This window comes from Tardiphaga sp. vice304 (assembly GCF_007018905.1).
Classification (GTDB): Bacteria; Pseudomonadota; Alphaproteobacteria; order Rhizobiales; family Xanthobacteraceae; genus Tardiphaga.
In genome coordinates, this window is the sequence record NZ_CP041402.1 from 2,897,115 (window position 1) to 2,918,907 (window position 21,793).

Consider the following 21,793-nt stretch of genomic DNA (forward strand, 5'->3'; position numbering starts at 1 on the left):
TTTCAGACGAATTGTTGGAGCAGGTCGTCGCATGGTGCCGCGAGTCGTTTGGAACTGTCTTATGATGCCGCTCGCATTGTTCCTGGCAGCTTGCGAACCTGCCCGCACGCCAGCTCGTTCCCCTGCGATGGTGAAAAGCGAAGTCGTCCGGCCCCAGCCACGGCAGACGGTGATCCGGCTGACCGGGGACGTCCAGGCCCGCGTCAGCACCGAACTGTCGTTCCGCGTCAGCGGACGGGTCACCGAGCGACTGGTGGATGTCGGTGCCCACGTCAACGCCGGCGATGTTCTGGCGCGGGTAGATCCTACCGAGCAAAAAGCCGATCTCGAAGGAGCGAAGGCCGCGGTCACGGCGGCCGAAGCGCAGCTGCGGGTCGCGACGGCGACGTTTCAACGGCAGAAGACCCTGATGGCAAGTGGCTTCACCACGCGGGTCTCGTTCGATCAGGCGCAACAGGGGCTGCGGACCGCCGAGGGAACGCTTGAGGCCGCCAAGGCGCAGTTGGGGACCTCGACCGACGCGCTGACCTATACCGATCTGCGCGCCAGCGCGTCCGGAATCATTACGGCCCGCAATGTCGAAGTCGGGCAGGTCGCTCAATCCGCCCAGTCTGCCTACACGCTGGCCGAAGACGGCGCGCGCGACGCCGTATTCGATGTCTATGAGTCGATCTTCCTGCGCCCCGTGGACGGCGACACCATCACGGTGAATTTGCTGTCAGATCCTTCCGTCACGGCGCTCGCCCGCATTCGCGAGGTGTCGCCCACGGTCGATCCGAAGAATTCGACCGTCCGGGTCAAGATGTCGATTCAGAACCCGCCGCCAGCCATGACGCTGAACAGTCCGCTGAGCGGCGAGGGGCGAACCGTGCCCGCCGACAAGATCGTGGTGCCATGGAGCGCGCTCACGTCCGACGTGAACGGTCCTGCGGTCTGGGTCATCGATCCCAAGAGCCACGCCGTATCACTGCGAAGCATCGTGATTGAAACCTACGAGACCAACGCGTTCGTCGTCAGCGACGGCCTTGCGGCGGGCGAACGGGTGGTCATCGACGGCGGCAAACTGCTGCGGCCGGCGCAAATCATTACATATGAAGGGGCTCAGGCATGACGGCGGCTCGACTGATCGGCGTGATCGCTCTTTGCGGCGCAATGGCCGGCTGCCAGGAAAAGCCCGCTGCGCCGGAGGCGATCCGGCCCGTGCTCTCCATGGTTGTCGAGCCGCTCGAAGCTGCGACGGTATCGGTCGTCGGCACGGTTCAACCCCAATTCAAGACCGACTACGGCTTTCGCATGCTGGGGCGGCTGATCTCCCGACCGGTCAATGTCGGCGATACGGTCGCGGCCGGTCAGATGCTCGCCTCGGTCGATGCATTTGCAGCGGAGTTTGCCGTGCGCTCGTCGCTGGCGGACCTGACGACGGCGCAGGGGAAGTTGGTCAATGCGGCTGCTACGGCCCAACGTCAGCGCACCCTGATCGAGACCGACGCCACCACCAAGGCTACGCTCGACAGCGCCGATGAAAGCAATGCAGCCGCCGAGGCTTCCGTGATACGCGCGCAGTCGGCTGTGACGAAAGCCCGCGAACAACTCAGCTACACCAAACTGAACGCCGAATATGGCGGCGTCGTCACCGCGGTGAGCGTCCAGGTCGGGCAGATTGTCAATCCCGGCCATACCGTCGTGACCGTGGCCAGGCCCGACATCCGCGAGGCGGTCATCGATGTTTCCGACGATGTGGCGGGCGCGCTGCTGATCGGCATGCCGCTGACGGTCGCGTTGCAATTGAACCCGCAAATCCGCGTTTCCGGCAAGGTGCGCGAAATCGCCCCGCAGGCCGATCAGGTTACCCGCGCACGCCGGATCCGCATCACGCTGGAGGCGCCGCCCGAAACGTTCAGGCTGGGCTCGACCATCACCACGCTGATCCCGGAGAAGAGGACGCGCGGCTTCCGGCTGCCGGCAACCGCGATACTGACCAGGGACGGCAAATCAAGCGTCTGGCTGGTCGATCCGGCCACCAAGTCGGTCCATCTGCGTGACGTGCAGATCATCACGAACAATGACGGCTCGGTGGCCGTCACCAGCGGCATCGATGCCGGTGCGCGCGTCGTGACCGCTGGCGTTCATCATCTCAAGGAAGGCCAGAAAATCCGTCTGGAACAGGAAGCCTCGGCGTGAAAAATTTCAATCTTTCCGACTGGGCTTTGCATCATCGCTCGCTGGTCTGGTACTTCATGATCGCGTTCATGGTGGCCGGGTTCTTCAGCTATTTGAACCTCGGGCGCGAGGAAGATCCGGCCTTCACCATCAAGACCATGGTGATCCAGGCCAGTTGGCCCGGCGCCTCGGCCGAGGACACCACGCGCCAGGTCACCGACCGCATCGAGAAGAAGCTCGAGGAACTCGAGTCGCTCGAATACACCAAGAGCATCACGACGGCGGGCCAGACCACCGTTTTTGTCAATCTGCTGGCCACGACCAAGGCGCGCGACGTCAACCCGACATGGGTCCGCGTCCGGAACATGATCAACGACATCAAGGGGCAGTTTCCCGACGGCGTCGTCGGACCGGTCTTCAACGACCGCTTCGGCGACGTCTATGGCAACATCTATGCCTTCACCAGCGATGGCCTGACACAGCGCCAGTTGCGGGACCGAGTCGAGGAGGTTCGCGCCAAGGTGCTGCAGGTGCCGAACGTCGGACGCGTCGATATCGTCGGCGCCCAGGACGAAGTCATCTTTCTGGAATTCTCGACCCGCAAGATTGCGGCGCTCGGTCTCGATCAGCGCTCGATCCTCACGTCGCTTCAGGCGCAGAATGCGGTCACGCCGTCGGGCGTGCTGCAGGCCGGTCCGGAGCGGATCAGTGTCCGGGTCAGCGGGCAGTTCACCTCGGAAGAAAGCCTGAAGGCGATCAATCTGCGGGTCAACGACCGGTTCTTTCCGCTGACCGATGTCGCCACCGTGCGCCGCGGCTATACCGACCCGCCGACCTCGCTGTTCCGCTACAAGGGCGAGCCGGCGATCGGGCTGACGATCGGCATGAAGGCCGGTGCCAATCTGCTCGAGTTCGGCGAAGCCCTCAAAAAGGAAATGGCGAGAATCACCGGCGATCTCCCGGTCGGAGCCGAGGTGCATCTGGTTTCAGACCAGCCCCAGATCGTCGACGAGGCGGTCTCCGGCTTTACCCGCGCCTTGTTCGAGGCGATCGTGATCGTGCTGGCGATCAGCTTCATCAGTCTGGGCATGCGCGCCGGGCTTGTCGTCGCCATCTCGATCCCGCTGGTCCTCGCGATCACCTTTCTGGTTATGTCGTATACGGGCATCTCGCTGCAGCGGATTTCGTTGGGGGCGCTGATCATCGCGCTTGGTCTGCTGGTGGACGACGCCATGATCGCCGTGGAAATGATGGTGGCGCGTCTGGAGGTCGGCGATACGCTCGCCAAGGCCGCGACCTACGTCTACACGTCCACCGCCTTTCCGATGCTGACCGGCACGCTGGTGACCGTGGCCAGCTTCATTCCGATCGGCCTCAATGATAGCGCCGCCGGCGAATTCACGTTCACGCTGTTCGTCGTGATCGCGGTATCCCTCGTGACGTCGTGGATCGTCGCCGTGCTTTTCACGCCGTTGCTCGGCGTGACCATCCTGCCGGCCACCATGAAAAGCCACCACGAAAACAAGGGCCGGTTTGCAACCTGGTTCAGCCGGGCGCTGGCGCTGTGCATGCGTCGGCGATGGCTTACCATTGCGGTGACGATAGCGGCGTTCGCTCTGTCGGTGTTCAGCATGCGTTACGTTCAGAACCAGTTCTTTCCGTCGTCCGACCGCAACGAGCTGGTCGTCGACTGGAACCTGCCGCAAAACAGTTCGATCGCAGAGACCAACGAGCAGATGGCCCGGTTCGAGCGGGAAGCGCTGAAGGAAAGTAGCGGTATCGATCACTGGTCAACCTACGTCGGACAGGGGGCACCACGTTTCCTGCTGTCTTTCGACGTGCAGCCGGCCGACACGTCGTTCGGCCAGATGGTGATCGTGACGAAGAGCCTCGCGGACCGAAACCGCTTGAGGGGCGAATTGCAGGCCTATCTGACGAAGACCTTTCCCGGCACCGACGCGTTCGTGAAGCTGCTCGATATCGGGCCGCCGGTCGGACGACCCGTGCAGTATCGCATGAGCGGTCCGGACATAGCCCGGGTCCGGGCCTACTCCCAGCAACTCGCCGGCATCATCTCGGGCAACCAGCACCTCGACAACGTCGTGTTCGACTGGATGGAGCCGGCGCGCGTCGTCAAGGTCGATGTGTTGCAGGACAAGGCACGCCAGCTCGGCGTTACCTCCGAGGATATCGCGACCACCCTGAACGGCATTGTCAATGGAACGTCGATCACCCAGGTGCGCGACGACATCTATCTGGTGAAGGTGCTGGGCCGCGCCAACGCAACGGAACGCGGTTCGATCGAAACACTGCGCAATCTGCAGCTGTCCGGCAACAGCGGCCAGTCCATCCCGCTCGCGGCAGTGGCGACGTTCCGCTATGAACTCGAGCAACCGACGATCTGGCGCCGATCACGGCTTCCGACCATCACCTTGAAGGCCGGCATTCGCGACGACACGCAGCCCGCTACCGTGGTGACCCACCTCAAGGCGCCGATCTCTGAATTCTCCGCGAAACTCCCGGCCGGCTATTACGTCGCGGTGGGCGGTGCGGTCGAGGAGAGCGGCAAGTCGCAGGCGCCGATTCTGGCTGTGATCCCGATGATGCTGTTCACGATGGCGACCATCCTGATGATGCAGTTGCAGAGCTTCCACCGCTTGTTCCTGGTGTTCGCGGTGGCGCCGCTCGCTCTGATCGGCGTCGTCGCCGCCCTGTTACCAAGCCGCGCGCCGCTGGGCTTCGTGGCCATCCTCGGCGTGCTGGCGCTGATCGGCATCCTGATCCGCAACTCGGTCATTCTGATCGTGCAGATCGAGCATCTCAGGGAAGAGGGCAAACCGCCCTGGGAAGCCGTCGTCGAAGCAACGGAGCATCGCATGCGGCCCATTCTGCTGACGGCAGCCGCCGCAAGCCTCGCGCTGATTCCGATCTCACGCGAGATCTTCTGGGGCCCGATGGCCTACGCCATGATGGGAGGCATCATCGTCGGAACGGTGCTGACGCTGCTGTTTCTGCCGGCGCTGTACGTCGCCTGGTTTCGCATCAAGGCGCCGGACCAGAGCAAGCCCGCATGAATGGCGCGGCCGTTGAGATCAGCATGAACCGGGAATCACGGCTTGTGTCGGCCGGGACGATCGCAAGACCCCCGCGGGGATCTCGCTATCGTCAGCCATGTGGTCCGGGGAGATCCCCGGACGGGGCTAGCGGAAGCTGATCAGCTTGAACAATGGGGTCAGGTAGCTCATTTCCTGGCCGGAGGTCGGCGTGGTGCGGCTGATGAAGTCGAAGATCTTGCCGTCCTGCAGACCGTAATTGGCAAGCCTTTCGACGCGGCGGTTCTTGTCGAAATAGATAGCAATCACGCGCTGGTCGGTGACTGTCTGCCGCATGAAGGCGACCGGGCGCTCGGCGCGCTGTGAGATGTAATAAAAAACCTCGCCGCTCAGGGTTGCGACGGTGGAAGGCGTCCCCATCACGATCAGCACCTGGTCCTGGCTGGCGCCGATCGGTATCTGCTCCAGCGCGCCGATCGGCAGGATGTAGCCCTTCTGAAACTGCTCGGCGCAGGCGCCCAGCGACAGGCAGACGACGGCGGCGGTCAGCGCGCCGAGCAGGCGGCGAAAACCGCGCTTCGGCTGCGCTTGCGCGCCGGTGTGGCTCGAAATTGTCATCGTGGAGCGGACCCCGTCCTCTTGCATCGGTCGAGGCGTTGACGTACCGGGCAGAGCTTCCGAATGCAACATGCGCGCCCGGAGGGCCCGCCTGAGGAACTCAAGATGGTCTGGCCGTTCAATCTCTTCAGGAAGACCCCGACGCCGTTGCGCGGCACCATTGAGTCCATCTATGGCATGATCGTGGCGCAAGCGCGAGAACCTCTGTTTTATCGGGAGCTTGGCGTCCGCGACAGCGTCGATGGCCGTTTCGATATGTTGCTGCTGCATCTGTGGCTGGCGCTGCGCGAACTGAAGCTGAAAGGCGCGCCGAGAGAGTTCTCGCAGGCGCTGGTGGAGCGTTTCTGCACCGATATGGACGACAATCTGCGTGAGCTCGGTACCGCCGACCTGCGCGTGCCGAAGAAAATGCAGGAATTCGGCCGCGCGCTTTACGGTCGCGCCGCCGCCTATGATATGGCTTGGGACGCAGGTCCCGAGCCCTTGGCGCAGGCGCTGTCGAAGAATATCTACAATGGCGTCGATCCCGAGCACGCCCGGCGGCTGGTTTCCTACGTCGAGGCGGCGGTCCGCGACCTGGGCCAGTTGGACGAGACGACCCTGACATCCGGCGCGTGGCGATTCCCGCAGCCCGCAGCAACATTGGTAAAGACATGAGCAGACCCGACCGACCGACGGATACGTCGAATCCCTGGAGCGTGCCGATTGCCGTGATGCAGATCCCGGAAACCGGGGTGGCGCGCGACATCGAGGCCAATCCGGGCGAGCGGGAGGCCATGGCGGCCCTCGGTGGCCTGCTGGGCGTGGGCTCGGCGAAGGCATCGCTGCTGCTGACCCCGATCAAGGGCGGGCATGTCCATGTGACCGGCCGGGTCTGGGGCCGGGTCGGGCAGACCTGCGTGGTGACGCTGGACCCGATGGAAAGCGATTTCGACGAGGAAATCGATCTCGTTTTCGCGCCGCCGTCGCAGATCCGCGAACTGGCCGATTCGGTCGACGAGGACATCGAGAGCGACGAGGAGACCCCGGATCCGCCGGAGCCGATCGAGAACGGCTTCATCGACATCGGCCGGCTCGCCACCGATGCGCTGTACCTCGGGCTCAATCCCTATCCGCGCAAGGCGGACGCCGTATTCGTGGCGCCGGTCGAACAGGTCGACCCCAAGGAACATCCGTTCGCGGCGCTAAAGGTCCTGAAGGAAGGCCCGGATGCCAAGAAGCCGAAGGGCTGGACCGGCGGATCGCGCGGCGACTGAGCAAAATCGGGCAGCACATCTGGCCGGTTTCTGGTTGTTAACGCCGGATGCCCCCGAGTGGGCCGATCGGGAGCGATTCCGGCCCAAGCCGCCTTACGCAGCAAAAGCATGCGGTCAAGATGTTGTATCGGCACGGGGAAACGCTATTGTCCCGCTCCGTACAGATAATTGATACCTTCGCCGCTCGCCAGCTCTCGCGGTGGGCATCCGTCGCGGCCCGCTTCTCAGGGCTGCCAGAGACAGGCTTCCGGGACGTTCATGCCGAAAAAGGTTCGCATCGCGCTTGACGCCATGGGTGGCGACATTGGCGCATCGGTGGTCATCCCCGGCGCCGCCATTTCCCTCACCCGCCATCCCGACAGCGAATTCCTGCTGTTCGGCGACAGCGTGTTGATCGAGGCGGAGCTTTCGAAGCATCCGGCGCTGAAGAAGGTGTCGAAGGTGTTTCACACCACCGTTGCCGTCAGCATGAACGACAAGCCGAGCCAGGCGCTGCGCCGCGGCCGCAAGGTCTCGTCGATGTGGCAGGCGATCGACGCCGTGAAGAAGGACGAGGCCGATGTCGCGGTATCCGCCGGCAACACCGGCGCCCTGATGGCGATGTCGCGATTCTGCCTGCGCATGCTGGAGGGGATCGACCGGCCGGCGCTGGCGGCGATCTGGCCGACCGCACGCGGCGATTCGGTGGTTCTCGATCTCGGCGCCACGATCGGCGGCGACGCGCACCATCTGAAGGCGCTGGCGGTGATGGGCTCTGCGATGGCCAGCGCGCTGTTCGATCTGGAGCGCCCGACCGTCGGCCTGCTCAATATCGGCGTCGAGGAGATGAAGGGCGGCGAGGAAATCCGCGAGGCGGCGGAACTGCTGCGCGCCGCGAACCTGCCGCAACTCGACTTCATCGGCTTTGTCGAAGGCGACGGCATCGGCAAGGGCGCCGCCGACGTCATCGTCACCGAAGGTTTCAGCGGCAATATCGCGCTGAAGGCCGCCGAGGGCACCGCGCGGCAGATCGCCGAATATCTGCGTTCCGCGATGGGCCGCACCTGGCGCTCGCGGATCGGCTACCTGTTTGCGCGAAATGCCTTCCAGGCGCTACGCGAAAAGATGGACCCGAACAAGTCCAACGGTGCGGTGTTCCTCGGACTGAAAGGGATCGTCGTGAAGAGCCACGGCGGCACCAATTCCGACGGCTTTGCCTACGCGATCGATGTTGGCTATGACATGGTCAGTTACGATCTGCTCACCAAGATCAATCTGATGCTCAACCGCGACGCCGGCGCTTCCCTTGCGCCCGCGCAGGAGGCTGTCTCGTGACTTCGATACGTTCGGTCGTGCTCGGCTGCGGCTCTTATCTGCCGGAGCGGATCCTGACCAATGCCGAACTGGCCGCCAAGGTCGATACCTCCGACGAATGGATCGTGCAGCGCACCGGCATTAGCCAGCGCCACATCGCCGCGGAAGGCGAGTTCACCTCGCATCTGGCGATCAAGGCCGCACAGGCCGCGATCGCGCATGCCGGCATCGATGCGCAATCGATCGACCTGATCGTGCTGGCGACGTCGACGCCGGACAACACCTTCCCCGCCACCGCGGTCTCGGTGCAGCACGCGCTCGGCATCAACCATGGCGCCGCGTTCGACCTGCAGGCGGTGTGCTCGGGCTTCGTCTTCGCGCTCGCCACGGCGGACAATTTCCTCAAGGCCGGCGCCTTCAAACGCGCGCTGGTGATCGGCGCCGAGACGTTCTCCCGCATTCTCGACTGGACCGACCGCGGCACCTGCGTTTTGTTTGGCGACGGCGCCGGCGCGATCATTCTGGACGCGCAGCCGCAGCCCGGCGACGCCACCGACCGCGGCGTGCTGACCACGCATCTGCGCTCCGACGGCCGCCACAAGTCAAAGCTCTATGTCGATGGCGGGCCGTCCTCGACCCAGACCGTCGGCTATCTGCGCATGGAAGGCCGCGAAGTCTTCAAGCACGCGGTCGGCATGATCACCGACGTGATCGTCGATGCGTTCAAGGCCACCGGCGCGACCGCCGAGAGCATTGACTGGTTCGTGCCGCACCAGGCCAACAAGCGCATCATCGACGCCTCCGCGCACAAGCTGCATATCGCGCCGCAAAAAGTGGTTCTGACGGTCGATCTGCACGGCAATACCTCCGCGGCCTCGATCCCGCTGGCATTGTCGGTCGCGGTGGCCGACGGCCGCATCAAGAAGGGTGACCTGGTGTTGCTGGAAGCGATGGGCGGCGGCTTCACCTGGGGCTCGGCGCTGATCCGCTGGTAGGCTGATTACAAATTATCTCGCATTGTCATGAACTTCGATGCCGCGGCATCGATGAGCGCTGTTGACCATTGGTCGTTAACCTCATAATTTCTGACAACAATTTTGTTCGCCGAGAGTTGGGGCAGGCGATGACGGGCACGGGAAAAACAGTCACACGCGTCGATCTGTGCGAGGCGGTCTACCAAAAGGTGGGCCTCTCGCGCACGGAATCGTCTGCGTTCGTGGAACTGGTTCTGAAGGAAATTACCGATTGCCTGGAGAAGGGCGAGACGGTGAAGCTGTCGTCGTTCGGTTCCTTCATGGTGCGCAAGAAGGGCCAGCGCATCGGCCGCAATCCCAAGACCGGCACCGAGGTACCGATTTCGCCGCGGCGGGTGATGGTGTTCAAGCCGTCGGCGATTCTCAAGCAGCGCATCAATGGCGACGCTTCGGCCGGTAAAGGCAAGGAAGCACACGACGAGTGAGTTTGCAGCCCGCTGTCTCGCGGAGCGCTGACCGATGAAATTGGGGATCCAGCATTTGGACAAAGCGCCGGATGCATTCCGAACCATCAGCGAGGTCGCCGACGACCTCGACATTCCCCAGCATGTGCTGAGGTTCTGGGAAACCCGGTTCACCCAGATCAAGCCGATGAAGCGCTCCGGCGGCCGGCGCTACTACCGCCCCGACGACGTCGACCTGCTGCGCGGCATACGCCGCCTGTTGTACGGCGAGGGCTACACCATCCGTGGCGTGCAGCGCATCCTGAAGGAAAACGGCATCAAGGCGGTGCAGGGACTGGTCGATGGCAACGCCGCGCCGGCGTTCGCCCCGCCGCGTCCCGACGCGAAGCGGGCGCCGGTTGATGACGAGCCCGATGACGAGTCAGTGGAGGCCGAGGCCGAGATCGACGAGCAGGAGGACGAGGAGGAGGCGGTCCCGGTGGTCGCCCGCCGCGAACCCGAACTTGCAGTCCGCCGCGAGCCCATGATGCAGGTCCGGCGCGAGCCCGGCGTCGTGCCACGGCGTGAACCCGATCTTTCGCCCCGTCGCGAGCCCGACATAGCCGCGCCGCTGCCGCGCTTCGAGGGGCCGCGCCCGCAAGCACCACCCGAGCCGCGTCCTGCACCGGCGCCGGCCATCGACCGTGCCGCTCGGCAGCGCGACCGCGCGCGCCTCCGCGCCGCGCTGGAGGACCTGCTGGCGTGCCGGCAGGCGCTCGATGCGGCGATGAAGGACGGCTGAGGTCGCGAAGATCGCCGGTGGCGATCGCAGGCGTAATCGTCGCCAAGCTTCTTGCGCCCGGCCCGGATCAAAGCTACAGGATGCGGCATCGTCGGAGCGTGGCGCAGCCCGGTTAGCGCACTAGTCTGGGAGACTAGGGGTCGGAGGTTCAAATCCTCTCGCTCCGACCAATCTTTTCAATAGGTTAATTGTGTTTTTGCTTTCGGCTGCTAACCTGAGGGAAACCCTAGGGAAACCTTTTGATGCCTGCTCACAATTTCAATATCGGTGACAGTAGACCGCGGGCACGTCTTGCGAGCATGGTCCGACTGCTTATTCTGTAAGTACGTTTGATTGAAGAATATCGGACTTTATCCATATACATCAGCAAGCGTCGCGGAACGGACATGTCGCGGCGTAGGATGAGGGGGCGGGTGGCGTGCCTACCAAAATCCTAACATCGGTGCACCGATGGTTTGCGTCAGCAAATTACCGAAGTTTCCCTGCGAAACGAGCCGGTATGGAAGAACGCCACTTTATGTAAGCCGACCTTCGGGAGCGGCGTCCTGAGCCCTACAAACGCAACTGCTCAGGAGAGAGCCATGCCCCTCGACGGCAAAAAGCTTAGCGCAATCCCATTTGACTTCCCTCATCCAGCGCGACTCGGTGGTCGTGATCTTTATCTGGCCATTCTCGGCAATCCTGCAGCGTCAACCTTTGCTCGTTGGATTGCTGAGGGAAAAATCCCGGCGCCGACGAAGTTCGGGTCATTGAATCGCTGGCCGGAAACCGTCATGGCGACCTCCCGCGATCAGGGGGTCATGTGATGTCGACGGCAATTAAATCGCAAACGACGACAGCAATTGTTCAAGACCCCGCTTTGAATGATCCGGTGATGACAGCAGACGAGCGCTGGGTCGTTGGCAAAATCAAAAGCGCACATTATGGGGATCTATTTCCTGAAGGGCATGAAATCTTCATGCTCCACGAACTTAACTCAGAGTTCAGACGTCTTTGGGAAGATAAAAAACCCGCTAATTTTGCGAGAAACCGGGAGTCTCTGACTCAACTTGTTATGGCAAAGTGGCCCTATCTTTCAGCGCCGGGGCTCGCGCAGTGTCTTGCTCACTTTCAAACTTCTTGCGGTCAGTGCTGGAGCAATGATCCCGAAGACGAAGGTCTTGCTTGGGACTATGACGATCTTTCCGTCGCACGCCTTTGGCTAAAGCGCCAAGCTGTTCGACGTGCAGGAGCGCTAATCGAAAATTTCACATCGATCGACTATGTCGTCGATAGGAATATTCCCCGAGTTTCTGTGGGAGTAGTTTATGGCCCCCCAAATATTGGTAAGAGCTTTTTGGCGCTCCACCTTGCTGATGCTGTGAGGCAAGGCCGCGATTGGTTTGGACTGCGAACTAACAAGTGCGACGTCCTTTACATGTATGGCGAAGGACACGCAGGCATCATGGGGCGCTTAAAAGCTCTATACTCTGCACGCAGCTTTGATAGCGGCGATATCGCAGTTCATGATGGAATCCCAAATCTGTGCGAGGCGGGCGCAGTGGAAACGATCCGGCAAGCAATCACTTATTGCAGCGAGCGGTCGGGAGTGGATGTCGGCCTTGTGATTATTGACACCTTCTCCAAAGCGGTTGCAGGCGCTAACGAAGATTCTTCTTCTGACATGAATGTCGCGCTCGGCAAACTTCGGGCTTTGGCAGAAGAGCTCAATTGTGCGTTTGTGCTTGTGCACCATACAGGCAAAACAACTGCGCGCGGCATGAGGGGGTCGAGTGCAATTATGGGCGACGTAGATTTCTGTTTGGAACTGCAAGAATCAAGGGGCGACGTGCAAATTTCAGTGAAGAAAATGCGCGATGCCGAAAAAGCGGATATTGGAAGCTTCCGGCTCAAGCCGGTCGACCTCGGGCGCGACAATTGGGGCAGTGCGATCAGTAGCTGTCTTGTTGAGCCAATCAGTCCTCGAAATCGGGTTCTTGAGGCGAAAGCTGGCGGGAGCGATACACGCGCTGACCGTGTCGGCATGCTTGTAAGTGAAGTGCGCAACTACCATGAGACAGCTCCGTCCACTGGCGAATTCAGTGAGCTCCCGGGGCTTACTCAGGCGGCAATGGCCAAGCTGTTGAACGACGCCCGTTTGAAGCCCGGCAATTTAGCGCAACTAGATAACAAAGGAGTATCCCGGGTAGTTCAGTCAGCGGTCGATGGAGGTATATTTTTAAAAAGGGGCACGAGATATTCGTTGATCTAGGTTTTACCACCGCTGTGGCGCTGTCGGCTGCCACAGCGAGGCGGCATGTTTTTCCTCGATGCCCCAACTGCCGCCTCTAAATTTGAATAGCGTAGCAAAGTCTCAGGCTGGCTTGTGGCAGGCTGGTGTCAGAAAGCACGAAAGCTCGGGCAGATGCCAGTGTCACCCCCCGTGTCTTTAAGACACGGGGGGGTGACACGACTGGAGAAGTATGGCCTGACCTAACCCTCTTCAGCGAGACCGACTTCGAGCGAGACCTGTGTCAGGACGTGTGCCGTAATATAACGCGGGTCCCTCCATCGGGCCCCCTCCTTGTCGGGGGCTTATGCCACCCGCGAGAAATCGTCTCGATTACCCCATTTTTTTGACTCTTATATTAGTCGGCGCACTGCGTGTGGGCTGAAGACGAGAGTTTGGAGTCGTGCTTTGCCGTCCGGCATTCGGGGTTCGTCTAGTTAAGGATCCATTTTGGTTACGGAATTCACCTAGAGTTGGACGGTCGAGAGGTGGCCCTAGGTCTTGACCTGTTATCGCGCCGGGTGGTCGGTCCAGAAGCACCGGCATCGCAGCCCCACTGGTCGTGGATGCACTGCAGGCGGTTTTGCTGCGCTGCAAGCCGGACGCCCTGGTGCAGCACTGGGATCGGGGCGGCCAGTACGCCAGCGACCAGTTCTAGCGCTGATGTCCGACATCCGCAATTTCAACACGAGCCGGTCCGGCAATCTGTTAGATCGCGGGGCATAAAGAACCTCTTCTCGTCCCTTAAAACTTAGCGCTCCAAACGCAAGCCAGCCGCTCCAAAATGAGGCCAAGGCGATGCCTTCGCTATATCGAGCAGTTCTCCAACGCGGTACGGCGCCAATCGAAGATCAGCCACCTCAGCCCTGTTGAGTTCGAGCGAAAGGTGGGATTAGCTCAGCGCCGCGTCCATGGAATCGACCGCAACTACGGCATCGCTCGGCTATGTTGCTGCACCCTTGACAGGGATGAGCCTACGCTTAGAGCTTCACTACCTGTCGACTGCGATCTCAGCTTATTTTTCGTTTTGATGGGCTCTGCAAGGTGTTGGCGATTGAAAGAGGCAATTATGGGGGATAGCGCGCTTAGGTCGAAGCCGGCAATCCCGGAAGTAGGCAGTTTCGCTACCGTTAGAGGAAAGAGCTGGATCGTCGAACGAGCCGAGAGGAGGGGGGTGGTCGATGTCGTTACCCTTGTCTCGTGCGAGGATGATTCGCAGGGCGAAACGATCGAACTCGCCTATGCGGTCGAATTGCAGCCAAAAATCCTCGATCCGAACGACTGGTCGTCGCTGCTGACTACGGCCTTCGAGGGGCCGCAGCGCTTAGGGGCCTATTTGCGGTCGACGGAATGGCGGACGGCGACAGCGGCCGACCGAAAACTGTTCCAGGCTCCGTTCCGCGCCGGCATCCGGCTTGACTCCTACCAGCTGCTTCCGCTCGCCAAGGCGCTCGAACTGCCGCGCGTCAATCTTCTGATCGGCGATGACGTTGGTCTTGGCAAAACTGTTGAAGCCGGTTTGATCGTGCGTGAGCTGCTGCTGCGTCGTCGTATCGACACCATTGTTGTGGCTGCACCGGCCTCGATGCTGCTGCAATGGCAGGACGAACTCGCGCAGAAGTTTGGCCTCGATTTCACGATCGTCGATCGCGATCATTTGTTGGAGACGCGGCGCACCCGCGGTTTCACGGCCAATCCCTGGAGCGTCGGTTCGCGCTTCATCGTCTCCCACAGCGTCCTTTCCGATGAGACCTATACGGCGGGACTGCGCGACATGTTGGCCCCTTTCCGACCGGGATCGATGTTCATTTTGGATGAAGCCCATCATGCGGCTCCATCGTCGGGAGCGACCTGGGCCGTCGAAAGCCAAATGACGAAAGCCGTCCGCGAAATTGCGGGATTGTTCGAGCATCGCCTCTTCCTGTCGGCCACGCCGCACAACGGCCACTCGAATTCGTTCGCGACGCTGCTGGAAATCCTCGATCCGCAGAGGTTTACGCGGGGTATTGAGGTCGAGGCCAAAGACCTCGAGCCGGTCATGGTTCGGCGGCTTAAGGAAGATCTTCGGCGGCTCGGCCATCCATTCCCTGAGCGAATCGTGGACCCGATTTCGATAACAGGTTTGCCTCTGGACGCTCCCGAACTGCAGCTCGCCGCTATGCTCGACGAATACAGCCAGTCATGCGCGGGCGGTTCCCGGGCACGCTTCTTGTTCGCAAATCTGCAGCAGCGCCTGTTCTCTTCGATTGCAGCGTTTCACCGAACGCTCACGACACATCGGCGGACCTTGGTTAGGAAAAGCGAAGAGATTGAGCCTGCAATTGTGGAAATGACCCCAGAACTGCTCGAGGACAATGACTCGATCGACGTCGCCACCCATCACGCAAAGGGCGAGCTCGGTGATTTGAAAGCGGCCATCGCGTATGTCGACCGGATGCTTGCCGTTAGCTCCGCCGCGCGTGACCTGCCGGATGCCCGGGTCGAGGCGATGCTCGATTGGATCGTTGGTCAGATGCTCGACGATGGTCACGCTTGGCTGGATCGTCGGCTTATTTTGTTCACGGAATGGGAAGATACGCGCCGCTGGCTGGTCGAACGTCTTAAGGAAGGTCTACTTCAGCGCAGCCTCGGCCGCGTTGATCTGCAGGGACGCATCGTCAGTTTCACGGGGCAGACCAGCATGGACGAACGCGAGCGAATAAAGATCGCCTTCAATGCCCCGTTCGATCGGGAGGCGGTTCGCATTCTGGTCTGCACGGATGCGGCGCGCGAAGGCTTGAACCTCCAGGCCCGCTGCCATGATCTCATTCACGTCGACCTGCCTTGGAATCCGTCGCGCCTCGAACAGCGCAACGGACGGATCGACCGCAAGCTTCAGCCGGCTAAGACCGTCACATGTCGCTATTTCGTCTACGAGCAGCGGGAAGAGGATAAGGTGCTGGACGCCCTCGTGCGCAAGACCGAGGTGATCCGAAAGCAGCTCGGCGCCTCAGGCGAAGTATTGCGCCAGACGATCGAGAATACGCTCGCGCGCGAAGGCATCCGTCGCGGCCAGGCTGACCGAATGGCTGACAGCATCACCAACGCGACGTCCGGGCGCGTCAGCATCGCCGAACGCGAATTGGGAGACGAAGCCGATAAGCGGGTTGCCCGGCTAAAGGAAGAAGAGCAACGCCTCCAGCGGCAGCTCGATGTGGCCAAGCGACGCGTCGGGGTGGACGGCGCGGATATCCGCCACGTCATCGAGGTCGCATTGCGCGACGATGGGGCAGCGCTGCAGCCTGGTCACTTCAGCGTCCCAGAGGCCGTCCTGCTGGATCCTGAAACGCCAGGCTTCGCGAAAGATCCGAGCTGGGCATCGCTTTTCGATGAGCTGCGTCCCGGGCGGCCGGCAAATGCGAAGGAGCGTGCTCAATGGCGACGCAAGACGCCCGTGCGTGGTCTTATCTTTGAACCGCCCATCGTTCGTGAGGGAGAGCCAGAGCCACAGGACGTTGTCCAAGTCCATCTTGAGCACCGTCTCGTCAAGCGCCTGCTGTCGCGTTTCGTCAGCCAGGGCTTTCGAACGAACGTCGGGCGGGTCACGGCCATCGTGAGTTCAGGCGCGCAGCCACGCGTCGTCCTGCTCGGCCGCCTCTGTCTTTTCGGGCCGGGAGCGCGACGTCTCCACGAAGAGATCATCCACGTTACGGCAGCCTGGCGGGACACACGAAGGGACGACAGCCCGCTGGCGCCCTTCGCCGAGGCCGGTGAGGCCGCTACGATTAAGCAGTTGGATGAGGCTTTGCGTCGGGGCGTTTCGCCCAGCACCGGCGCCCTCGAACGTCTCGGCCGTCTGGTTGAGCGCGATATCGCGGACCTCCGCCCTTACATCGAGGCGCGCGCCAAGGTCTCGGAACAAGAGGCGGCTACCGATCTCGCGGAGAACGGACGCAGGGAAGCGCAGGCCCTCGCCGAGCTTTTGCAACGGCAAATCTACAAGGTTGGCGATGCGATGCGCACCAAGCAGGCGCCGGACGCGTCGGAACAGATGGATTTGTTCGGCCCAACGGAGGACGATATTCGCAAGCAGCACGAGCGCGAGTTGCGGCAATTCGAGGCCGATCGACGTTCGTGGGACGGGAAGCTGTTGCGGTTGCAGAATGACCTGAACAGCGAGCCCGAAAAGGTCAGACTGGGTTACGAGGTGCAGGCGCGCCGGTTGGAGCCCATCGGCCTCATTTATCTCTGGCCGGCGACGAATTGAGCGCGATCATGACCAATCATTCTCGACAGGACGAAACCTCTGAGTGGCTGAATTATCTTCAGCCCGAGGGGTTGGTCGTGGGCGCTAACGTGCTTCGGGAGATCGGCGTCACGCCCATCCGCCAGACGCCGCTCGACACCGAGGCTGCGGCGAAGGCACTCCGTCTCGATCGAGACGCTTCGCTGGACCAGGATCGACTGTTCGAGCTTCAAGACGCCTGGACTTTTTTCGCGGAGGTTCTCGGCTGGCCGTCGAAGTTGGTCGCGGGCAGTCCCGGTGGGCCCGCGGTAGATCCTGCTCTGACAGTGACGGTCCCCGAACACGAAACCTTGCTCGCGCCTGACCTGGTGCTTCTGTGGAATGGCGAAGCCCCGGAGGGCGTTTCGGCGCAAGCTCTCGTCATGCTGCATCCGGGCCTCGAAGCCGACGGACGCAATCAGTTTTCATCCGGCGAATGGGAGGCAACGCCGCACCAGAGATTGGAACGGTTGTTGCGCGAGACCAATGTCGGCGTGGGCATCCTGGTTACGCGCAACATGCTACGGCTCATCTACGCCCCGCGTGGCGAAACCGCGGGCTGGCTGTCATGGCCGCTTGCGGCGCTCGGTCGTGTGGAAGGCCGGCCGATGCTGGCCGGACTTAAACTATGCCTCGGCCGCAACGCGTTCTTCACAGGAGCGCCGGAGACACGGCTGCGCAAGCTGCTGAAGGCCTCGCGTGAGGCGCAAAATGCGGTGTCCGAAAAGCTGTCCGGGCAAGTGCTCGGCGCGCTCTATGAGCTGCTGCGCGGCCTCCACCGCGCTTCGCCCCAGGACATCGAGGCGATCGCTGAGCGCGATCCTCATCGCCTCTATGAAGGACTGCTCACCCTTCTGATGCGACTGGTCTTCCTGCTCTATGCCGAGGATCGCGATCTGCTGCCGTCCTCCTCCGATCCGCATCTGAAGCAGCTATGGGAGAACGGCTATTCGATTAAGACGCTTTATGCGCGGCTTTTGGTCGACGAGGCCTTGAACCCCGACACGATGGATGAGCGACGCGGCGGCTGGGGCCAGCTTTTAGCCGTGTTCCGGCTGATCCATGGTGGGCACAGCGACTGGGTTACCGGCCGCGGTGGCAAACTGTTCGATCCTGATGCGTTTCCGTTTCTGGAAGGCCGCGAAAGCGGCAGCGGTCGCAGCGATAGCAAGATCCTGCCCGTCTCGGACGGGACCATTCTGCGCATTCTTCACGGCCTCATGACCATTGAGGGCAGGGCGGTGTCGGGAGAAAAAATCCGCGAGCGGTTGTCCTATCGCGCGCTCGACGTCGAATCGATTGGGTCGGTCTACGAAACCGTCATGGGTTTTACGACGTGGCGAGCGACCGAGCGCATGATCGCCCTGCGGGACGAGAAAAAGCTGCCGAACTTCATCGGGCTCGATGAGCTGATGGCGCAGAAGCCAGGCGATCGCCAGAAATGGCTGAAAGAGCGCGGCATCAAGCTTTCGGCAAAGCAAGGCAATGGCGTCAAGGATGCGCACGATATCACCGAGGTGATCGAGGCGTTCGGTTCTCTGGTCGACGAGCGCGCTTCGCCGAAAGCGACGCCAATCGGACCCGGCGTTCCGTATTTGCAGCCGACCGAAGAACGCCGTCGCTCCGGCTCGCACTACACGCCGCGCTCGCTGACAGAGCCGATCGTTCGCCATGCGCTCGAGCCGGCGTTCGTGCGGCTAACCGACAAGGCCTCGCCCGAGGCTGTGCTGTCTTTGAAGGTGCTTGATCCCGCCTGCGGCTCCGGAGCGTTCCTGGTCGAAGCCTGCCGCCAGATCGGCGCGCGGTTGGAGCAGGCCTGGAACATGTACGGCGCTGAGAAGCCGATGATCCCGCCTGACGAAGATGAAGCGCTACATGCGCGACGTCTTGTCGCGCAGAAATGTCTATATGGCGTTGACCGCAATCCGATGGCGGTTGACCTCGCGCGGCTGTCGCTCTGGCTCGCCACGCTTGCGAGGGATCACGAATTTACTTTCCTCGATCATGCGCTCAAATCCGGCGACAGCCTGGTCGGGCTCACCCGCGCGGAGATTGCCGCCGTCCATTGGGATTCTTCGAAACCTGGCTTGCCACTGTTTCGTGACACAATTCGGCAGGCAGTCGAACGTGCCCGCGAGGGGCGCGAGGCGATCCGTAACGCCAGCGATGACGTGCGGCTCGAGGCACAAGCGGCGCGTTACGCGCGCGTTCAGGACGAGAGCGACCCGGCGCGCATCGTCGGCGATTCCGTCATCGCAGCGTTTTTCTCTGTCGATAAGCCGAAAGCGCGAGAGGCGGAGCGGCAGAGGATTGAGAATTGGATCACAGGCGGTATAACGCCTGAGTGGGATCAGCTCAAGACAAAGGGAACGGCGTTTCGAGCAAAGGTCGGCTGGCGGCCTTTTCACTGGGAGATTGAATTTCCGGAAGTATTTGGACGCGACAATCCCGGGTTTGATGCGGTTGTGGGCAACCCTCCTTTTCTGGGAGGTACGGTCATATCTTCCAAGTTGGGGATGAATTATTTTGAGTGGCTTTCAATTAACTATTCGGGCGCGAGGCACCTCTGTGATCTCGTCGCCTTTTTCTTCAGACGCTCTTTCAATTTGCTCAGATGCGGAGGGTGTCTTGGTCTTTGCGCGACAAATTCGATATCGCAAGGCGATACTCGCGAAGGAGGTCTAGTTCATATTCTCAGTGACGGAGGCAGTATTTCGTCTGCGATTAAAAGATTGAAATGGCCCGGCACAGCCGCGGTTATCATAAGTATCATCCACATCGCAAAGGAAGAGCGGCAAAGCGCTCTGCTGGATGGAGAGACCGTCGAGCGCATATCGGCTTACCTAGTGGCTGGTAAAAATGATCAGTCTCCGTTTGCCCTGCGAGGTAACCCATACTTCTCATTAGGTAGTAAAATTTATGGGCAAGGATTTCTATTTGATGATTCGGATGAAATCTCAAGTCCCATTTCAGTAATGAATGAGCTCCTGTCAGCGCGTCCGGAGTTAAAAGACCGTATCATTCCGTATATTGGCGGCGAGGAGATAAATGCTGCTGTCAATGGTGAAATCTCACGATATGCTATATATCTGAGTGATGTGCAGTCGGAAGCCGAGCTGCCAGATTTCGAGCCTCTTAGTGCAATCGTCGAATCTCGTGTCAAGCCAGAACGAATGAGGCTTGGCGACAATCCCAACAATACCCCCCTGAAGCGGCGTTGGTGGGCCTACCAAGCACATCGTCCGCAATTATACAGTTTGTTGAAGAAATCGAAATTTGCGCTTTGCAATTCTCAAGTAAGTAAGCATCTGGCATTCGCGCAATATCCATCGAACTATATGTTCGCACACACTGTTTGTGTCGTACCTTCGAACGTTAACCAGAGGTTTGCGGTCGTTCAATCTCGGATTCATGAAGTGTGGGCGCGCTTCTTCTCTTCCACGCTGGAGGACAGGCTTCGCTACACTCCGTCTGACTGTTTCGAGACATTTCCCTTCCCGCTCGGTTGCGAAACCGACCCAGTCCTCGAAGTCATTGGCCAGACCTATCATGATAGCCGTGCCGCCCTGATGGTAGCGGCGAACGAAGGTATGACCAAGACCTACAACCGTTTTCATGACCCAGAAGAACACGGGGCCGCTATCCAGATCTTACGCAATCTGCATGATGAAATGGATCGTGCCGTGCTGTGCGCCTACGGCTGGCACGACCTCGCCGACGAATTGCGTCCTGTCTTCCTCACCGAAGAGAACGAGGACGATCACACGTATCAACGCCGCTGTTTTTGGCCAGCGGATCAGCGCGACCGCGTCCTTTCGCGCCTCCTTGCGCTCAATGCAGAGCGCCACGCCGAAGAAGTGAAGGCGGGCCTGGTGCAGAGCAAGGCCAGTCGGAATGCGGTGATAGATGTCGATGGTGCCCAAGACAGTCTCGATCTGGAATAACTCCGATCCTGTAGGAGGGAAGTTCGTTATGAATGGCAATACTTGAAGAGCTTGACGACGAAATTCGCGCTTGCACGCGTTGCGCGAACCGCCTTGGAGGCCATCCAGTCAATCCCCCCGGCCGGTTGGAAGAAGTCGTGCCACGCCCCGTGCTGTCCATGCCATTTTCAGCGGCCATTATGTTGATTGGTCAGGCGCCAGGGCTGACGGAGTATGATTGTGGCCGTCCCTTTCAAGGTCCAGCCGGCCAGGACATTCGAAGCCTGTTCGCCGGCTGTGGCGTTCATCCCGACGAATTTGATCGGGTTGTTTATCAAACATCTGCCGTGAAGTGTTTTCCAGGGCGGAAGCTGAATAAGGACCGTTGGGAGGACCGTCCACCTGATGGCAAGATGCTTCGGATGTGCTCCGGCTTTCTCCAAAGGCAGATTGACGTCGTGAATCCTTACATCCTCGTGTGTTTGGGAGGTGTCGGCGCTAATGCGATTGATGTGCTCAGAGGGCGTCCAAGCCGCAAACTTGGTGACGTCGTAGGGAAGGTTGAGGAATGGGGTGATCGCTACATCATATTTCTTGCGCACACGTCAGGGGTGAGCCGTTTTTTAAATAGCGAAGAAAATAAGGACCGGCAGAATGAAGGCAAGCGGATCCTCACACACAAGATCGGAACATTGAGAGATTCGCGGCATCTGATGAGATTCTAGTTCGTTTCGTCGT

At 60.8% G+C, this 21,793-nt stretch carries 15 protein-coding genes and 1 tRNA gene; 15 read left to right on the plus strand and 1 reads right to left on the minus strand.

The window, feature by feature from the left end; genetic code table 11:
• Positions 1–61 precede the first annotated feature (61 nt).
• The 3 genes from FNL56_RS13795 to FNL56_RS13805 are packed head-to-tail and all read left to right on the plus strand — an operon-like array spanning position 62 to position 5,234.
• Positions 62–1,111 (plus strand): efflux RND transporter periplasmic adaptor subunit, encoded by a 1,050-nt coding sequence (locus FNL56_RS13795; protein ID WP_246660953.1) that lies wholly within the window; start codon positions 62–64, stop codon positions 1,109–1,111.
• Positions 1,108–2,181 carry an efflux RND transporter periplasmic adaptor subunit gene (locus FNL56_RS13800; RefSeq protein ID WP_143582095.1) on the plus strand — a complete coding sequence of 358 codons (1,074 nt, stop codon included), beginning with the start codon at positions 1,108–1,110 and terminating at the stop codon, positions 2,179–2,181. The genes FNL56_RS13795 and FNL56_RS13800 overlap by 4 nt, the downstream gene beginning before the upstream one ends.
• Positions 2,178–5,234: an efflux RND transporter permease subunit gene (locus tag FNL56_RS13805; protein WP_143573236.1), complete on the plus strand. Its 3,057-nt coding sequence runs from the start codon at positions 2,178–2,180 to the stop codon at positions 5,232–5,234. The genes FNL56_RS13800 and FNL56_RS13805 overlap by 4 nt, the downstream gene beginning before the upstream one ends.
• Before the next feature lie 126 nt (positions 5,235–5,360).
• Here the strand turns inward: FNL56_RS13805 and FNL56_RS13810 are convergent, their stop codons facing one another.
• A complete protein-coding gene (locus FNL56_RS13810) occupies positions 5,361–5,831 on the minus strand; it encodes an outer membrane protein assembly factor BamE (protein WP_168202934.1) in 471 nt (156 codons plus the stop codon).
• A 105-nt stretch (positions 5,832–5,936) separates the two neighbouring features.
• Between FNL56_RS13810 and FNL56_RS13815 the strand changes: the two genes are divergently transcribed.
• From FNL56_RS13815 to FNL56_RS13870, 12 genes are all read left to right on the plus strand, one after another.
• A complete protein-coding gene (locus tag FNL56_RS13815) occupies positions 5,937–6,488 on the plus strand; it encodes a ubiquinol-cytochrome C chaperone family protein (RefSeq protein ID WP_143573240.1) in 552 nt (183 codons plus the stop codon).
• The gene (locus FNL56_RS13820; protein ID WP_143573242.1) at positions 6,485–7,087 is read left to right on the plus strand and encodes a YceD family protein; all 603 of its coding nucleotides are present in this window, start codon (positions 6,485–6,487) and stop codon (positions 7,085–7,087) included. Before FNL56_RS13815 ends, FNL56_RS13820 begins: the two co-directional genes overlap by 4 nt.
• Positions 7,088–7,345: 258 nt before the next feature.
• Positions 7,346–8,401: a phosphate acyltransferase PlsX gene (gene plsX / locus FNL56_RS13825; protein WP_143573243.1), complete on the plus strand. Its 1,056-nt coding sequence runs from the start codon at positions 7,346–7,348 to the stop codon at positions 8,399–8,401.
• Positions 8,398–9,375, plus strand: a complete 978-nt coding sequence (locus FNL56_RS13830) for a beta-ketoacyl-ACP synthase III (RefSeq protein WP_143573245.1) — start codon at positions 8,398–8,400, stop codon at positions 9,373–9,375. Before plsX ends, FNL56_RS13830 begins: the two co-directional genes overlap by 4 nt.
• Positions 9,376–9,503: 128 nt before the next feature.
• The gene (locus tag FNL56_RS13835) at positions 9,504–9,839 is read left to right on the plus strand and encodes an integration host factor subunit alpha (RefSeq protein WP_143577911.1); all 336 of its coding nucleotides are present in this window, start codon (positions 9,504–9,506) and stop codon (positions 9,837–9,839) included.
• A 55-nt stretch (positions 9,840–9,894) separates the two neighbouring features.
• A complete protein-coding gene (locus tag FNL56_RS13840; RefSeq protein WP_143576160.1) occupies positions 9,895–10,599 on the plus strand; it encodes a MerR family transcriptional regulator in 705 nt (234 codons plus the stop codon).
• Between the two features lie 92 nt (positions 10,600–10,691).
• Positions 10,692–10,769, plus strand: a tRNA-Pro gene (locus tag FNL56_RS13845).
• 411 nt (positions 10,770–11,180) lie between these two features.
• Positions 11,181–11,405 (plus strand): hypothetical protein, encoded by a 225-nt coding sequence (locus tag FNL56_RS13850; protein ID WP_143582096.1) that lies wholly within the window; start codon positions 11,181–11,183, stop codon positions 11,403–11,405.
• Positions 11,405–12,850, plus strand: coding sequence for an AAA family ATPase (locus tag FNL56_RS13855; protein WP_143582097.1), 1,446 nt, complete (start codon positions 11,405–11,407; stop codon positions 12,848–12,850). Before FNL56_RS13850 ends, FNL56_RS13855 begins: the two co-directional genes overlap by 1 nt.
• Positions 12,851–13,937: 1,087 nt before the next feature.
• Positions 13,938–17,114 (plus strand): DISARM system SNF2-like helicase DrmD, encoded by a 3,177-nt coding sequence (drmD, locus tag FNL56_RS13860; protein ID WP_143582547.1) that lies wholly within the window; start codon positions 13,938–13,940, stop codon positions 17,112–17,114.
• An 8-nt stretch (positions 17,115–17,122) separates the two neighbouring features.
• Entirely contained in the window at positions 17,123–21,076 is a 3,954-nt protein-coding gene (locus tag FNL56_RS13865; protein WP_143582098.1) for a DNA methyltransferase, read from the plus strand.
• A gap of 32 nt (positions 21,077–21,108) precedes the next feature.
• Positions 21,109–21,780 carry a uracil-DNA glycosylase family protein gene (locus FNL56_RS13870; protein ID WP_143582099.1) on the plus strand — a complete coding sequence of 224 codons (672 nt, stop codon included), beginning with the start codon at positions 21,109–21,111 and terminating at the stop codon, positions 21,778–21,780.
• Positions 21,781–21,793 lie beyond the last annotated feature (13 nt).

Excerpts from the sequence above, each read along its gene's own strand:
- FNL56_RS13810 (WP_168202934.1), bottom strand. The coding sequence starts at position 5,831 with ATGACAATTTCGAGCCACACCGGCGCGCAAGCGCAGCCGAAGCGCGGT.
- FNL56_RS13820 (WP_143573242.1), top strand. The coding sequence starts at position 6,485 with ATGAGCAGACCCGACCGACCGACGGATACGTCGAATCCCTGGAGCGTG.
- plsX (WP_143573243.1), top strand. The coding sequence starts at position 7,346 with ATGCCGAAAAAGGTTCGCATCGCGCTTGACGCCATGGGTGGCGACATT.
- FNL56_RS13800 (WP_143582095.1), top strand. The coding sequence starts at position 1,108 with ATGACGGCGGCTCGACTGATCGGCGTGATCGCTCTTTGCGGCGCAATG.
- FNL56_RS13835 (WP_143577911.1), top strand. The coding sequence starts at position 9,504 with ATGACGGGCACGGGAAAAACAGTCACACGCGTCGATCTGTGCGAGGCG.
- FNL56_RS13855 (WP_143582097.1), top strand. The coding sequence starts at position 11,405 with ATGTCGACGGCAATTAAATCGCAAACGACGACAGCAATTGTTCAAGAC.
- FNL56_RS13850 (WP_143582096.1), top strand. The coding sequence starts at position 11,181 with ATGCCCCTCGACGGCAAAAAGCTTAGCGCAATCCCATTTGACTTCCCT.
- FNL56_RS13870 (WP_143582099.1), top strand. The coding sequence starts at position 21,109 with ATGGCAATACTTGAAGAGCTTGACGACGAAATTCGCGCTTGCACGCGT.
- drmD (WP_143582547.1), top strand. The coding sequence starts at position 13,938 with ATGGGGGATAGCGCGCTTAGGTCGAAGCCGGCAATCCCGGAAGTAGGC.
- FNL56_RS13865 (WP_143582098.1), top strand. The coding sequence starts at position 17,123 with ATGACCAATCATTCTCGACAGGACGAAACCTCTGAGTGGCTGAATTAT.
- FNL56_RS13815 (WP_143573240.1), top strand. The coding sequence starts at position 5,937 with ATGGTCTGGCCGTTCAATCTCTTCAGGAAGACCCCGACGCCGTTGCGC.
- FNL56_RS13795 (WP_246660953.1), top strand. The coding sequence starts at position 62 with ATGATGCCGCTCGCATTGTTCCTGGCAGCTTGCGAACCTGCCCGCACG.